The organism is Nonomuraea sp. NPDC050680, from assembly GCF_040654555.1.
Classification (GTDB): Bacteria; Actinomycetota; Actinomycetes; order Streptosporangiales; family Streptosporangiaceae; genus Nonomuraea.
The window spans coordinates 262492-277061 of the sequence record NZ_JBFAIF010000007.1; the positions used below are offsets into that span (position 1 = coordinate 262492).

Genomic DNA, 14570 nt, shown 5'->3' on the forward strand with positions numbered 1-14570 from the left:
GGACTGAGCCGTCATCAATCAGATTATGCCCGGACCGTTTCCGCCGCACCTGTGGCCATGAATGGCCGCCCTAAGGAGGCTGGGGATACTGGAGGGATGTTGCGCACCTTTCGCCAAGTCGACGTCTTCACCGCCACGCCATACCAGGGCAACCCGCTCGCGGTGGTCCTCGACGGCGATGGCCTGAGCACCGAGGAGATGCAGCGGTTCGCCCACTGGACGAACCTGTCCGAAACCACCTTCGTCCTGCCCCCCACCGCTCCCGGCGCCGACTACCGGGTGCGGATCTTCACCCCGACGAGCGAGCTGCCCTTCGCTGGGCACCCCACGCTGGGCACCTGCCACGCCTGGCTGGAGAATGGAGGCGCGCCGAAGGAGCCGGAGACGGTCGTGCAGGAGTGCGGCGCCGGGCTGGTGACGTTGCGCAGAACGGACGGCGGGCTGGCGTTCGCCGCGCCCGCGCTGCTGCGGTCGGGGCCGGTGGACGAGCCGCTCGTCGAGCGCATCGCGGGCATGCTGGGCATCGGCCGCGACGAGATCGTCGACGCCGAGTGGGCCGACAACGGGCCCGGCTGGGTGGCGGTGCTGCTGCGAAGCGCGGACGAGGTGCTCGCGCTGCGCCCCGGGCCGATCGACATCGACCTGGGCGTGGTGGGCCCCTACCCGCAGGGCTCGCCGCTCGCGATCGAGCTGCGGGCGTTCTTCCCGGTCAACGGCAGTACGGTCGAGGATCCGGTGACGGGCAGCCTGAACGCCTCGGTCGCCCAGTGGCTGCTGCGCACCGGCCGCGTCACCGCCCCCTACGTAGCCGGCCAGGGCACCGTGCTGGGCCGCGCCGGACGCGTCCACATCACCACCGGCCGGAGCCCCGAGGGCGGTCAGGGGTCGGTGGTCTGGGTGGGCGGCTCCAGCGTCACGTGTGTCGTCGGCCAGGTCGAGCTGTGAACCGTACGCTGTCACCCGGCCGGAGCTGTGCGGCGATCGGCAGGTCCGCCGCCCGCACCACGCCGATCACCGGGTAGCCACCGGTCGGCGGATGGTCGGCGAGGAAGATGATCGGCTGCCCGCTCGGCGGCACCTGGACCGCCCCCGTCACCATGCCCTCGCTGGGCAGCTCGCCCTCGCGTGCCCGCGTCGGCTCGCGGCCGTGCAGGCGTACGCCCACGCGGTTGCTGTCCTGGCTCACTTCGTACGGTTCGGCGCAGAGCTCGGCGAGCGCCTCCGGCGCGAACCAGTCGTCGCGCGGCCCCGGCACGATCCGCAGCACGGCGGGCGGCGGCTCCCCGGCGGGTGCCAGATCCACCGAGATCTCCACCAGCCCCCCCGAGCCGCCCACCGGGAGCACGGTCCCCTGGCGCAGCGGCGCCGGGCCGAGCCCGGACAGCGAATCCGTGGAACGGCTGCCGAGCACCGGCTCGACGGCGATCCCGCCCCGCACGGCCAGATACGTCCGCAACCCCCATACAGGCGCCCCGAACCGCAGCTCACCCCCGGCCGGAACCCAGAACGGCACATTCATCCCAGCCCCCAAAGTGGGCCTTCGCCCAGCCTCGACGGGAACGGGCGAATGCCCGGATCCCGCGTCGGTGGGCGAAGGGCCGGGCCCCACGGTGGTGGGCGAAGGGCCGGGCCCCACGGTGGTGGACGAAGGCCCGGTCAGTGGGCAGGGTGCGCCCGTGACCGCGACCCAGGCGCCCGCGTGGAACGCCAGCCGGGCCCCTCCGTACGTCAGCTCGATCCCCGCCGCCTCCTCAGGGTTGCCGACGAGCCGGTTGCCCAGCCGCAGGCTCGCCTCGTCGGCCGCGCCGGAGCGGGGTACGCCCAGGTGCGCGTAGCCGTGGCGGCCCAGGTCCTGGACGGTCGCGTAGGGGCCCGGCGCGAGTACTTCGATCATGCCGGCTCGAACCGTACGCGGGTCCCTGGCCGGAACAGTGACGGCGGCTCGGCGTCGACGTCCCAGATCCGCGTCGCCGTACGGCCCAGCAGCCGCCATCCACCCGGCGAGGCGGTGGGGTAGATCGCGGAGTACGGACCGGCGATCGCCACCGAACCGGCGGGCACCGACGTGCGCGGCGTGGCCAGCCGTGGCAGGTGGAGCGTCGGATCCAGCCCGATCAGATACGCGAACCCCGGCGCGAACCCCAGCCAGCCCACCACCAGTTCCCGCCCGGTGTGCCGGGCGATCACGTCGTCCACCGACATCCCGGCCAGTTCGGCCACGGAATCGAGATCCTCTCCGTCATAGACGACGGGAATGACCACGACCTCCGCCCCGGCCCCGGACAAAGCCTCGCCAGGCTCCGGGGGGTCGAGCACCTCGGGTTCCCGAGACGCGACCGCCTTACCAGCTCCCTGGGACTGGAGCGCTTCGCCAGGCTCTCCGGGCTCGAGCGCCTCGCCGAGCAGTTCGTCGAGCCGCGACCGCAACCGGCCCTGGTCCGTCCCCGGCGCCACCACCAGCACCGTCTCGGGCCCCGGCACGACCTCCACCACTCCCGGGGGCCGCGCGGCGCGCAGCACCGCGTCGAGCCGGTGCGACACGGCCAGCGACCCGGTCTCCACGAGCAGCCCGTGCTCCCCGGCCAGCCGGATCATGCGAAGGCCTGCAGGACCACTCCCGCCTCCAGCAGCCCATCGCGTACGGCCTGCGCCAGTCGTACCGCGTCAGGTGTGTCGCCGTGCACGCAGATGGACCGGGCGGAGACCGCCACCGGGCTGCCGTCCACGGCGGTCACCCGGCCCTCGACGGCCATCCGCACGGCGCGGGCGGAGACCGCGGCGACGTCGTGGATCACCGCCTCGGGCTCGCGCCGCGAGACCAGCGTTCCGGCGGCGGTGTAGGCGCGGTCGGCGAACGCCTCGATGATCGTCGGCACGCCCTCGGCGGCTGCCACCCCGTGCACGACCGAGCCGGGCAGCGTGAGCACCGGCAGCGAGGTGTCGTAGTCGGCCACGGCCTCGATCACCGCGGCAGCCTGCTCCTCGTCGCGGCAGATGCGGTTGTAGAGCGCGCCGTGCGGCTTGACATAGGAGACCCGGCCGCCCATGGCCCGCGCGATGCCGTCGACGGCCGCGAGCTGGTAGAGCACCTCGGCGCAGAGCTCCTCCGGCTCGACGTCCATCTCCCTGCGCCCGAAGTGGGCCAGGTCGCGATAGGACACCTGCGCCCCGATCGCCACGCCCCGGTCCACGGCCGCCGCGCAGGTGCGCCTGATCGTCACCGGGTCGCCGGCGTGGAATCCGCAGGCGACGTTCGCGCTCGTGACGATGTCGAGCAGCGCCAGGTCGTCGCCCAGCCGCCAGACGCCGAAGCCCTCGCCCAGATCCGCGTTGAGGTCGATCACCATGCTCCCATCATGGCGGTAGCGGCCACCACAGCGCGACGACGGGGTCACGGACGCCTGCCCACGCTGAGGCGGGCGTACATCGCTCTTAACTGGCTATGCGGGGCGTACGTCGGGCTAATGGCGGGGCGGGCGGACATGGGGCGCTAAATGGCGCGGCGGGCGGACATGGGGCGCTAAATGGCGCGGCGGGCGGACATGGGGCGCTAAATGGCGCGGCGGGCGGTCCTGGAGCGCTAAATGGCGGGGTAGGCCGACATCGCGCTAGATCTCGTCGGGAATGTCGGCGATGTCGTCGAGGGCGGAGGCGAGCTCGTCCGGGTCGCCGCCGATGCGCTCGGCGATCTCGATGAGCACGTGCAGCACGTCGTGGCGGTCATGGCCGAGGTCGAGCAGCCGCTGGGCCGCCTCCCACAGCTGCGGCGGGTCCCCGTCCCACAGCCGCGCGGCGATCTCCTCGTGCCAGGCCAGGTGCTCCTCGTCGATGGCGCCGACGTGGTCGATCTCCAGGAGGATGCGCCGGTCGGCCTCGTCGGCCGGGTTGAGCGCGTCCAGGTCGATGCCGCCGTGCACGCCCTGCAAGAACGGGAACGCGAAGGCCCGCCTGGCCAGCGCCGACAGGTCGCCATCGGGCAGCAGCCGCTCCAGCAGCGGCCGGTCCAGGCCGAACGAGGTCGGATCCCGGTACGCCTCCGGGAACTTGCCGGTCGCCTCCCACACGGCGTCCAGCGTGTCCTTGAGCCCCGTGTCGGGCAGGCCGGTGCGGCGGGCGGCGAAGCGGATCCACGCCGACAGTACGTGCGGCATGGCCTCCTGCTCGGCCACGCTTAACATCACCTTGCGCGGCAGCCAGTCGAGCAGGAACGTCTCGCACTTGGTCGGGCTCACCCGCAGCGGCCGGTTGAAGTCCTGCTCGCAGCCGTAGTCGATGATGTGGTCGGCGCACCGCGAGGCCGCCGACGGGTCGGACAGGTGCTCGGCCGCGTCGGAGGCGAGGAACTCCGCGGCCAGCATCGCCCGCCGCTCGCGGCTGTAGGGAGCCTCGATGTGCAGGGGAGCGGGGCGCTTGCGGCCCGGCGGGAGGGCCTTGAGCCGGGCGCGGGCGAAGGCGTGGTAGGCGCTGTAGCTGTCGCTGACCGGCGGCGGGGTCTTCGGCTCCCTGGTGGCCTTCATGGCCGACTCCAGCAGCGCCCTGGCCTGCTGGGGCTCGATCTCCTCGAACAGCAGCATCGGGTTGCCGGCCGCCTCGACGCGTGCCTTGTCCAGCAGCGTGTCGACCTGGGAGGAGACCCAGGCGTCGCGCGCCATGCCGAACATGTTGTGGTCGACGACCATGACCAGCGCGTGCCGGTCCTGCTCGCGCTCGACGGTCACCCGCGCCTCGCCGCCCGCCCGCTCGTCGCGGGGACTCTCACTCCAGCGGTAGCCGAACGTGCAGATCACGGTGTCCTGGTCGCCATAGGCGTCGCGGGAGACGTAGCAACCGGTCGGCTTGACCGCGCCGACCCGCTCGGCCCAGCCGGGCCGGGCCACGCCCGACTCCATCATCGCCAGCGCCGCGCCCTCCGCCTTGGCGCCCTGGCGGGCCGTGCCGAGATAGGCCAGGCAGATGAGCAGTGTCAGCGACGCCGGGGTGCCGGCCTTGGCGGCGTAGTCGACCAGACCTTCGCCGAGCACCTGCTCGACGTCACCACCCCTGACGCGCCTGCCCCACCAGGCTCCGATCATGTCGGAGACCATCAGCTCCGCGTCAAGGGGGCTGCGCACGGCCAGCAGCTCGCGAGCCGCCTGCACCATCTCCTTGAACACATCGTCTGGCGGGGTGCTCTCCCGGGGATCTCGTCGGTGTCGGCGCACGCCCTCACTCTCTCGCATTCCAGGCCGAAACGGTGCGTAGAACGCGGCCTGGTGACCCCGATGTTATCGGGGAGTTCGGGGCGGCGGTGCGGAGTTCACGATCGCCAGCAGATGTTCGCGGGCGATGCGTTCGATGACATCGGGTGTCGGGGAGATGCCGAGGTGCTGCGCGCAGGCGCAGACGTCGGACACGCAGCGGTCGATGGTGTCCACGGGTATGGTCAGGAACTCTTCGGCCAGCCTGAGACTGACCGGCTCCCTGAGGAAGCGTGTGGCCAGAGCGAGCATAGATGTGAGATTCCTCTGGAGCCCCGGGGCAAACCCCCAGGGAATGGATGCAGGGCGACTTGCGCTCCCATTTCATCTTTTCTCGGCTGAGTGTCAAGCCTCCACAACGCTTGTGTTCGCTTCTTCGGAACCGCATTCGTGCGAAGCTGTTCCCATGCGCATCCAGCTCGCCCAGCGGACGGAGGCCGACGATCTCCTCCGCCGAAGTCCGCTCGCCCTGCTCGTCGGCATGCTGCTCGATCAGCAGATCCCGATGGAATGGGCGTTCACGGGGCCTCACACCATCTCCGAACGCCTCGGGCACGACCTCACCGCGGACGAGATCGCGGCTCGCGACCCCGAGGAGTTCGCCGCGCTGCTGGCCGTCAAACCGGCTGTGCACCGCTACCCCAAAGCGATGGCGGACCGGGTCCAGCAGCTGGCCGCCTACCTCGTGGAGCACTATGACGGCAATCCCGAGCGGGTCTGGAGTGACGCGGCCGACGGCAAAGAGTTGCTCAACCGGCTCCAGGGACTTCCCGGCTTCGGCAAGCAGAAGGCTCAGATATTTTTGGCATTGCTCGGCAAGCAAATGGGGGTTCAACCGCCAGGATGGCGCGAGGCGGCCGGACCCTATGGCGAGGAGGGGTCGTTGCGTTCGGTAGCGGATGTGGTCGACGCCGACACACTGGGTCGCGTTCGGGCCGCCAAGCAGGAGGCCAAGCGCGCGGCCAAGGCCAAGTAGCCTGATCTTGCTGCGCAACGTGGAGCGATTTTGACAGGATGCGTTGACCGTATGGCGGCCGGGGCTTCCGTCCGCGCCTGCCCATCGCCGATGATGTACTGCAGAATCCGGTCGCCCGGAGCTGCGCTACGCCGATACACAGTTATGGAGATGTGCCGCGTGGGAGACCCTGGCACGCGACGGAGGTGCCGACCATGAGCGCCGAGACCTCCGTTCCCCGTCCCCGGGAGTCGGATGTGGACATCTCAGACTCCGCCCTCTTCAAGGGCATGCTGTCGGAGGCGGAGTTCGCCTTCGCGTTCTTCGACGCCGCGGGCCACGTACAACTGGTCAACGACGTGTTCACCGAGGTCGTCGGCGTACCCGCCGAGCGGCTCGTCGGCCGCGCGCCCGCCGAGACGCTCACGGCCGACCTCAGCCAGCTCATCACCCATGCGGTCCAGGCCGTCACCGAGAGCGACTCTCCGGTCACCGAGAGCCGCGTACGCGTGCGTTCGTCCGAGGGGGAGACCAGGCACTGGTCGCTGTCGTTCTCGCCGGTGCACGACGACGCGGGTGAGTTGCGGGCGATCGCGCTCATCGGTCTCGACGTGACCGAGAGCCGCCAGGTCGAAGAGGACCTGCGGCGCAGCGAGGAGCGCTACCGCTCGCTGGTCGAGGCGCAGTCGCAGCTCGTCTGGATCACCTCGCCGACCGGCACGGTGGTGGAGGACGCGCCGCAGTGGCGTGCCATCACCGGCCAGGGGCTGGAGGAATACCTCGCCCTGGGCTGGCTGGAGGCCGTGCATCCGGAGGAGCGCCAGCAGACCGAGGAAGCCTGGAAGGAGGCGCTGCGCGGCCGCACCATGTTCGAGTGGAACTACCGCGTGCGCACCCGGGCCAGCGGTTACCGCCACTTCGAGGTGCGGGCCGTACCCATCATCAGGCACGGCAGGGTCGTCGAGTGGGTCGGCGCCAACACCGATGTGACGCCGCAGCGCGAGGCCGAGGAGATGCGCGGCAGGCTGACCGACCAGCTCGGCGCCGCGGCCCTGCGCACCGCGCGGCTGCAGGGCGCCACCGCCCAGCTGGCCGAGGCGCTCACCGTCGAGCAGGTGGTGCAGGTCATCATCGACGTCGGCCGCACCGCCCTGGCCGCGGACCGCTCCGCGGTCGCGCTGCTCGACCCCGACCGTGCCGCGCTCAAGCTGATCAACGGCGAGGGCGTCCCCGAGGCGTCCGACACGCTCGGCGAGGAGATTCCGCTCTCCTCCTCCAGCGTGATGACCATGGCGGTCAACAGCCGTCGGCCGGTCTTCGCCGAGTCGCCCGACAGGCTGAAATCCCAGCTTCTCGAAGCCGGCGGCGACGAGCAGGTGCTGACCAATTATCTCACGCACAGTGACGAGCGAGCCTGGGTCGGGCTGCCGCTGCTGGCGGCCGGGCGGGCGCTGGGCGCGCTGCGTTTCTCCTTCACCAGGCCGCAGAAGATCTCCCAGGAGGACGGCGTCTTCCTGGAGGCGCTCGCCGGGCAGTGCGCGCTCGCCGTGGAGCGGGCCACGCTGTTCGAACGCGAGCACAAAACCGCCGAGACGCTCCAGCGCAGCCTGTTGCCCGACCGCCTGCCGGTGATCAAGGGCCTGGTGCTGGCCCAGCGGTTCCGTTCGGGCAGCCGCCACGTCCAGGTCGGCGGCGACTGGTATGACGCCTTCGTGCTGCAGGACGGCCGGGTCGCTGCGGTCGTGGGCGACGTCATGGGCAAGGGCGTCAAGGCCGCGGCGGGGATGGGCCGCATCCGCAACGCCATGCGCGCCCTGGCGCTGACCAACCCGCCGCCCGCAGCCGTGCTCACCGGCCTCGACCGGGTCTTCGACGCCACCGAAGAGGAAGAGCAGGTCACGACCCTCGCCTACATGGTGGTCGAGCCCGTCACCGGCGAGGGCACGCTGGCCCTGGCGGGCCATCCGCCGCCCGTCCTGGTCTCCCCGCAGGGCACCGCGGTCCTGGGCGACGTCGAGCCGGGCACGCCGCTGGGCTGGCCGACCAGCCGCCGGCAGTTCCGGTTCGTGGTGCCGCCGGGACACACCGCCGTGCTCTATTCAGACGGCTTGGTGGAGAACCGGAAACGCGGTTTGGACGCAGGACTCGCAGAGCTTTGCAGTGTTGTGACCGAAGCGCCGCCTGAGGTGGTCAGTAGTCCGCACATGTTGCTGGACTTCCTGGTTGACCGGATGTTGTCTGGATATGAACAGGATGATGACGTTACCGCCCTGGCTATCCATGTGCCGCCCGCCACGAAGAGTGACTGAATGAATCAGTCATAAGGGTTGCTTTCGGGTATCAGTGCCGCGCTTACGTACGCACTACTGTCTGGCTCGGCCTAGGGTGGAGGTCAACCGCCGGGAGGTGGCCGTATGGAGTGCGTGGTCGTGCCAGAATGCTGGACAGGTCCGTCGCGATCCGCACGGCCGCATCGTTCTCCGAGAGAGGCAACAGCCCCCCAGCGGGTATCTGGGTCCATAGTCGCCACGCGTTCGTTCGAGAGGTGTTCGTGTCGCCTGCAAGTTCGACTCGCTCGAAGCCACAAGAGCTGAACGAGCCCGTCATTCAGCGACTGCTCGAGCGTGGGCGCTCGCAGGGTTTCCTCGAGTCTGAGGATGTCCGTCAGGCCTTCGAGGAGGCGGACATCCCCATGTCGCACGCCGCCGCATTTTTGCGGAACCTCAGTAAAGAGGGCGTGACCGTGGTGGTGACCGCCGCGGATTCGGCTGCGCCGAAAAAGTCTCGTGGTCCAGCAAAGCGCCGTACCGCTGCCCCCGTCAAGACCAAGGCCGCAGCGGCCGCCAAAGAGCAGCAGCCTGAGACCGTGACCGCGGTCGTGGGCGCCGCCGAAGCCGAGCCCGCCCCCAAGAAGGCGGCTCCTGCCAAGAAGGCCGCTCCGGCGGCGAAGAAGGCGGCCGTGCCCGCCAAGAAGGCCAAGCCAGACAGCGCTGGGCCTGCCGAGACCAAGCCGAAGAGCCCCGAGGGCGTCGACGACGACGAGGACGTCGAGCTCGAGGCGGATGTCGACCTCGAGGACCTCGAAGACATCGAGGTCGAGGACGAGGAGATCGTCGCCGCGGACGACTCCGAGACCGAGGGCGACACCGACGACGACACCGAGGACGAGCCCAAGACCGCCGACGTGGCAGTCGTCGCCGCCAAGGAGAAGACCGAGGACGAAGTCCTCATCCTCTCCGACGACGACGATGACGCGCCGGTCGCGCAGGTGGCCGCCGCCGGCGCCACCGCCGACCCGGTCAAGGACTACCTCAAGCAGATCGGCAAGGTCCCCCTGCTCAACGCCGAGCAGGAGGTCGAGCTGGCCAAGCGCATCGAGGCGGGACTGTTCGCCGAGGAGCAACTGGGCGGCGGCGAGACCGAGGGTCTGCCGGTCGACGTCCGGGCCGAGCTCGAGTGGATCGCCGAGGACGGCCGCCGGGCCAAGAACCACCTGCTGGAGGCCAACCTCCGTCTGGTGGTCTCGCTGGCCAAGCGCTACACCGGGCGCGGCATGCTGTTCCTGGACCTGATCCAGGAGGGCAACCTCGGCCTGATCCGCGCGGTCGAGAAGTTCGACTACACCAAGGGCTACAAGTTCTCCACCTACGCCACGTGGTGGATCCGGCAGGCGATCACCCGGGCCATGGCCGACCAGGCGCGGACCATCCGCATCCCGGTCCACATGGTCGAAGTGATCAACAAGCTGGCCCGGGTTCAGCGGCAGATGCTGCAGGACCTCGGCCGGGAACCCACGCCGGAAGAGCTGGCCCGCGAGCTGGACATGACCCCCGAGAAGGTGGTCGAGGTCCAGAAATACGGTCGCGAGCCCATCTCGCTGCACACCCCCCTCGGTGAGGAGGGCGACAGCGAGTTCGGTGACCTCATCGAGGACTCCGAGGCCATCGTGCCGGCCGACGCCGTCAGCTTCACGCTGCTCCAGGAGCAGCTGCACTCCGTTCTCGACACATTGTCGGAGCGGGAAGCGGGCGTCGTGTCGATGCGGTTCGGCCTCACGGACGGGCAGCCGAAGACACTCGACGAGATCGGCAAGGTCTACGGGGTGACGCGTGAGCGCATCCGGCAGATCGAGTCGAAGACGATGTCCAAGCTGCGTCATCCGTCCCGGTCCCAGGTGCTGCGCGACTACCTGGACTAACGGTAGATCGTTTCACCCCTGGCCCCGCACAGCTCCGGCTGTGCGGGGCCAGGTGCTTTTCATGCCTCTTTGTTGAGGCGTTTCGCCTGGGCGCGGCCGACAGCGCTGGCCCGGTGCAGGTAATCCGCGATCACGGCCAGCTCCGCGTCCGAGTACGTCTCCATCACCTCGGCGAACGCCTTGCCCGGCGTCTCCCAGGCGGCACCGATCCTGGCCTGGGCCGAGGGGGCGAGGGCGACCAGCGCCCGCCTGCGGTCCGCCGGATCGGTGTGCCGTACGACGAGACCGGCCTTCTCCAGCCGGTCCACCAGGCGGGTGGCGGAGCCGGGCGTCAGGCCCGTCAGACGGGCGATCTCCCCGGTGCTCACCGGTCCGGCCTCCAGATCCAGCAGCGCCACGCACTGCAGGTCTGTCGAGTGAATGCCCAGATGGTCGGCCAGCGCCTGATTGAAAAGCACATATGCCGCATAGTGCCGCTGGCTCTCGTCGATGATCTGCTTCAGCGTTTCCGCTCGGGTTGACACCAGGCTGCTCCGTACCTCATATTTATGTGCGCCGCGCAATCTTTGCATGGCGCACTCTTTGTGTCACGTACGCATTCTATCGAGGGGACCCGCATGTCCGCACTCATCCGCGCCTCACCCGTCCAGGCGGACCGGCGGTGGGCCGTCCTGGGCGTCATCATCGCCGCCGCCGTCCTGGACCTGCTCGACGCGACGATCACCAACGTCGCCGCCCCCACCATCGCGGCCGACCTCGGCGGGGGAGCGGCCCTGATCCAGTGGCTCGGCGCCGCGTACGCGCTGGCGCTCGGGGTCCTGCTGGTGGTCGGCGGGCGGCTCGGCGACCGGTATGGCCGTCGCCGCCTCTTCCTTCTCGGCATCACCGGCTTCACGCTCGCGTCCGTCGCCTGCGGGCTGGCGGCAAGCCCCGGTGTGCTCATCGGTGCCCGGCTGGTGCAGGGCGGGTTCGGGGCGCTGATGATCCCCCAGGGGTTCGGCATCCTGGGGGTCGTCTTTCCCCGTGATCAGCTTGGCAAGGCCTTCAGCGTGTTCGCTCCCGCACTTGGCGTCTCTTCGGTCGGGGGGCCGGTGGTGGCGGGCTTTCTGATCGAGGCCGATCTGTTCGGGCTGGGGTGGCGCACGATGTTCCTGATCAACATCGTGCTCGGGGGCGCCGCGCTCGTCGCCGCCACCCGGCTCCTGCCTGCCGACGCCAATCATGATCGCTCCAGAGGATCTGGGGTGGACGGTGTTGGTGCCGGGCTGCTGGCGGTGACCATGGTGGGCCTCCTGTACGGCCTGATCGACGGCTCGGCCCACGGGTGGACGCTCCTCCCGATCCTGTGCCTGGCCGCTGGGCTGGTGTTCTTCGGCCTGTTCTGCCTACGCCAGCGCACCGCCGCAAGCCCGCTGATCGAGCCGTCGCTCCTGCGCAACCGCGGCTTCACCGCCGGCCTGGTCCTGGGCATGGTCTTCTTCGCCGCGGTGTCTGGCCTCCTGTACGTGCTCGTGCTGTTCATGCAGTACGGCCTGCGCTTCACGCCCGTACAGGCGGCGCTCGGCCTGGCCCCGGTGGCAGTGGGCATCGTCATCGCCTCGGTGGCCTGCCACCGGCTCATCGACCGGTTCGGCCGCACGCTGATCACGATCGGCCTGACCGTCGCGCTGATCGGCACCAGCTGGCTGCTGGCCGTCGTCTCCGGGGTCGTGGACGGCACCTGGGCGCTCGTCCTCGCGGCGCTGGTCATCGGGCTGGGCATGGGCACCTGTTTCGGCACCATCTATGACGTCACCTTGGGCGACATCGACCCGCGTGAGGCCGGCAGCGCCAGCGGATCGCTCTCCGCGGTCCAGCAGCTGGCCAACGCCATCGGCGCCGCGGCCGTGACCACCGTCTACTTCCGTACCGGCAACCAGGCGGAGGCCGCGACCGGCAGCCTGCTCGTCGTGGTCGCCGCCGTGATCACCTGCTGCGGCCTGGTGTGGCTCCTACCGCGCAAGGCCCAGCCGCGCCGCCATTGAATAGCCCGCACGAAGCTCATCAAACTCAGATCCATCATCAGCAAGCTCAGATCCATCATCAGAAAGGCATATCCCGATATGACTACCCTTGTTACCGGCGCTCGTGGCGCCGTCGCGAGTGAGCTCATCGCCATCCTGCGCCGACGCGGTCTGCCCGTCCGCCCGGCCTCCCGCCAGCCCGGCGACCCGTCGATCACCACGTGCGACCTCAGCGACCCCGCGACGTTCCCCGCCGCCCTGGCCGGCATCACCTCGGTCTTCCTGTACGCCGAAGCGTCGCACATCGACGCCTTCGTCAAGGAGGCGACCACGGCCGGAGTCGAGCACATCGTGCTCCTGTCGTCCTCCTCCGTACTCGGCCCTGACCCCGAGGCCAGCCCCCTGGCCAAGTCCCACCTGGACGTGGAGCGCGCCCTGACCGCCGCGCCCTTCCGCAGCACGCTGCTGCGTCCTGGTTCGTTCGCCGGCAACGCCCTGGCCTGGTCCTGGCCCGTCAAGGCCGGCGAGCCGGTGAGCCTGCCGTACCCCAACTCGCACAACGACCCCATCCACGAGGCCGACATCGCCGAGGTGGCCGCCGCCGTGCTCACCGACCCGGCTCTGGGCGGCCGACCGTACCTGCTGACCGGGCCTGAATCGATCACCTTCGCCGAGCAGATCGGCATCCTCGGCCACGCGACCGGCAGGGACATCACCATCAGGAACGTCACGCGGGAGGAGTGGAAGGCGGAGATGGCGGACTACATCCCGGAGCACTTCGCCGAGCCGTTGCTGGACTGGTGGCAGTCCAACGACGGCGTGCCGGTCGAGATCACCACAGACGTCGAGCGTTTGATCGGCCGCCCCGGCCGTACGTTCGCGGCTTGGGCGGCGGACCATCTGGCTGACTTCACAGGCTGACGTCGAGGGTCCAGGGGCGGCTGGGGCGGGTGGGCTCGATCAGCTGGACCGCGTGGCCGTGGCCGGTGAGGAGCGCGGCCAGTTCGCCGGGTGTGGCGGAATCCGCCCCGGTCTCCAGCAGGGTGCGGGCGATCTCACCCCGGGTCGCCTTCGCCATGTGGCTGACCACCTTGCCATCGCGGAACACCCGTACCGCCACAGACCGCTCCCCGGGCTGCCAGGCTCCCGCGTAGGTGGCCGAACGCAGGTCGACCACCAGCCCGTCCAGGCGCTCCAGCTCTTTGGACACTGTGGGTCGCCAGAAGGCGGCCAGCCCGCCCAGCACCGGCAGGCTCACCCCCATCGACAGCCGGTACGGGGGGATGCGGTCGATGATCCGCAACACGCCCCAAAGGCCGGAGAAGATGAGCACCGACTCCTCGGCCCGCTTCCTGGCTTCGTCCGTCAGGGTGCCGAGACCGAGCTTCTCGTAGAGGACGCCGGTGTAGAGATCGGCCGCCGGGAGGGCCGGAGCGGTTTGGAGCTCCAGGTTTTTGGCCAGTTCGCCTGCCAGGCCGGGCGACAGGCCGAGGACGTCGAGGGCGTCACGCCGTTTGGACGCTCTCATGAGCGCGGTCAGTACGCGTTTGCGCGGTCTGTCCAGGGCGGGGAACGAAAGCTCTCCCAAGGGAGGACCGCTGCCCTCCCCGGCCTTCCCCTCCGAGGGTGGCAACAAAATCAGCACGCCACAGCATAATCAACTACCGCCAGTTGTCGGTGGTTTGCTCTCGCGGTCCCGTCTGGCTGAAGGGAGGCCCGTAGCTGTGGCTGGTTGATGGCAGCCCAGCCTGCGGCGCCGCCTGTGGCGATGTTGCGGGCCGCGATGTGGTCGGCGTGCCCAGCGAGGCCACACCTTTTGCAGACGAACCGGCCCCGCGCCGGCCTGTTCGCCCTGGCCACGCACCCGCACTCCGGACACGCCTGCGAGGTGTAGGCGGGGTCGACCAGCACGAAGGCGACTTCGGCGCGGGCGGCTTTGTAGCGAGTGAAGGTGATCTGCTGGGCGTACGCCCAGTTGTGCAGGGTGCGCCGCTGGAGCCGATGAGCCCTTACCCGGCCGCGGATGCCCTGCAGATCCTCCAGGGCGACGCCACGGCCGGTGCGTTCGGCTTCACGCACCACAAACGTCGAGATTTGGTGGTTGAGGTCGGTCATCATCCACACGCCCGGACAGGCGGCGCAGCACCCGCCGTGCCGCCGGAGTGCCCTTCTTTTGG

The 14570-nt window shown here is 69.9% G+C and carries 14 protein-coding genes; 6 read left to right on the forward strand and 8 right to left on the reverse strand.

The window, feature by feature from the left end; genetic code table 11:
* Nucleotides 1–96 precede the first annotated feature (96 nt).
* Entirely contained in the window at nucleotides 97–945 is an 849-nt protein-coding gene (locus AB0H88_RS25575; protein ID WP_357648492.1) for a PhzF family phenazine biosynthesis protein, read from the forward strand.
* Here AB0H88_RS25575 and AB0H88_RS25580 read toward each other — a convergent pair.
* The 5 genes from AB0H88_RS25580 to AB0H88_RS25600 form a co-directional block, all read right to left on the reverse strand.
* Entirely contained in the window at nucleotides 914–1894 is a 981-nt protein-coding gene (locus AB0H88_RS25580; protein ID WP_357648494.1) for a biotin-dependent carboxyltransferase family protein, read from the reverse strand. The two genes, AB0H88_RS25575 and AB0H88_RS25580, sit on opposite strands and share 32 nt — an antisense overlap.
* Complete coding sequence (locus AB0H88_RS25585; RefSeq protein ID WP_357648496.1) at nucleotides 1891–2595, reverse strand: allophanate hydrolase subunit 1; 705 nt, start codon at nucleotides 2593–2595, stop codon at nucleotides 1891–1893. Before AB0H88_RS25585 ends, AB0H88_RS25580 begins: the two co-directional genes overlap by 4 nt.
* Complete coding sequence (locus AB0H88_RS25590) at nucleotides 2592–3347, reverse strand: 5-oxoprolinase subunit PxpA (RefSeq protein ID WP_357648498.1); 756 nt, start codon at nucleotides 3345–3347, stop codon at nucleotides 2592–2594. Before AB0H88_RS25590 ends, AB0H88_RS25585 begins: the two co-directional genes overlap by 4 nt.
* 261 nt (nucleotides 3348–3608) lie before the next feature.
* Entirely contained in the window at nucleotides 3609–5141 is a 1533-nt protein-coding gene (locus AB0H88_RS25595) for a hypothetical protein (RefSeq protein WP_357648645.1), read from the reverse strand.
* A gap of 123 nt (nucleotides 5142–5264) precedes the next feature.
* Entirely contained in the window at nucleotides 5265–5489 is a 225-nt protein-coding gene (locus AB0H88_RS25600; protein WP_225288959.1) for a hypothetical protein, read from the reverse strand.
* A gap of 154 nt (nucleotides 5490–5643) precedes the next feature.
* Between AB0H88_RS25600 and AB0H88_RS25605 the strand changes: the two genes are divergently transcribed.
* From AB0H88_RS25605 to AB0H88_RS25615, 3 genes are all read left to right on the forward strand, one after another.
* Nucleotides 5644–6213, forward strand: coding sequence for an HhH-GPD-type base excision DNA repair protein (locus tag AB0H88_RS25605; protein ID WP_357648500.1), 570 nt, complete (start codon nucleotides 5644–5646; stop codon nucleotides 6211–6213).
* A gap of 194 nt (nucleotides 6214–6407) precedes the next feature.
* The gene (locus AB0H88_RS25610) at nucleotides 6408–8501 is read left to right on the forward strand and encodes a SpoIIE family protein phosphatase (protein ID WP_357648502.1); all 2094 of its coding nucleotides are present in this window, start codon (nucleotides 6408–6410) and stop codon (nucleotides 8499–8501) included.
* Between the two features lie 242 nt (nucleotides 8502–8743).
* Nucleotides 8744–10390 (forward strand): RNA polymerase sigma factor, encoded by a 1647-nt coding sequence (locus AB0H88_RS25615; RefSeq protein ID WP_357648504.1) that lies wholly within the window; start codon nucleotides 8744–8746, stop codon nucleotides 10388–10390.
* Nucleotides 10391–10449: 59 nt separating this feature from the next.
* On the opposite strand, the gene AB0H88_RS25620 is transcribed toward AB0H88_RS25615, so the two are convergent.
* Nucleotides 10450–10914: a MarR family transcriptional regulator gene (locus tag AB0H88_RS25620; protein ID WP_357648506.1), complete on the reverse strand. Its 465-nt coding sequence runs from the start codon at nucleotides 10912–10914 to the stop codon at nucleotides 10450–10452.
* Nucleotides 10915–11007: 93 nt separating this feature from the next.
* Here AB0H88_RS25620 and AB0H88_RS25625 point away from each other — a divergent pair, with 93 nt between their 5' ends.
* Together AB0H88_RS25625 and AB0H88_RS25630 are read left to right on the forward strand one after the other, a co-directional pair.
* On the forward strand, nucleotides 11008–12414 hold the full coding sequence (locus AB0H88_RS25625) for an MFS transporter (RefSeq protein WP_357648508.1): 1407 nt from the start codon (nucleotides 11008–11010) through the stop codon (nucleotides 12412–12414).
* Between the two features lie 78 nt (nucleotides 12415–12492).
* Nucleotides 12493–13314, forward strand: coding sequence for an NAD(P)H-binding protein (locus AB0H88_RS25630; protein WP_357648510.1), 822 nt, complete (start codon nucleotides 12493–12495; stop codon nucleotides 13312–13314).
* Here the strand turns inward: AB0H88_RS25630 and AB0H88_RS25635 are convergent.
* Nucleotides 13304–14038 carry a peroxide stress protein YaaA gene (locus AB0H88_RS25635; RefSeq protein WP_357648512.1) on the reverse strand — a complete coding sequence of 245 codons (735 nt, stop codon included), beginning with the start codon at nucleotides 14036–14038 and terminating at the stop codon, nucleotides 13304–13306. The genes AB0H88_RS25630 and AB0H88_RS25635 overlap by 11 nt on opposite strands.
* Nucleotides 14032–14511 carry a transposase gene (locus tag AB0H88_RS25640; protein WP_357648513.1) on the reverse strand — a complete coding sequence of 160 codons (480 nt, stop codon included), beginning with the start codon at nucleotides 14509–14511 and terminating at the stop codon, nucleotides 14032–14034. The genes AB0H88_RS25635 and AB0H88_RS25640 overlap by 7 nt, the downstream gene beginning before the upstream one ends.
* Nucleotides 14512–14570 lie beyond the last annotated feature (59 nt).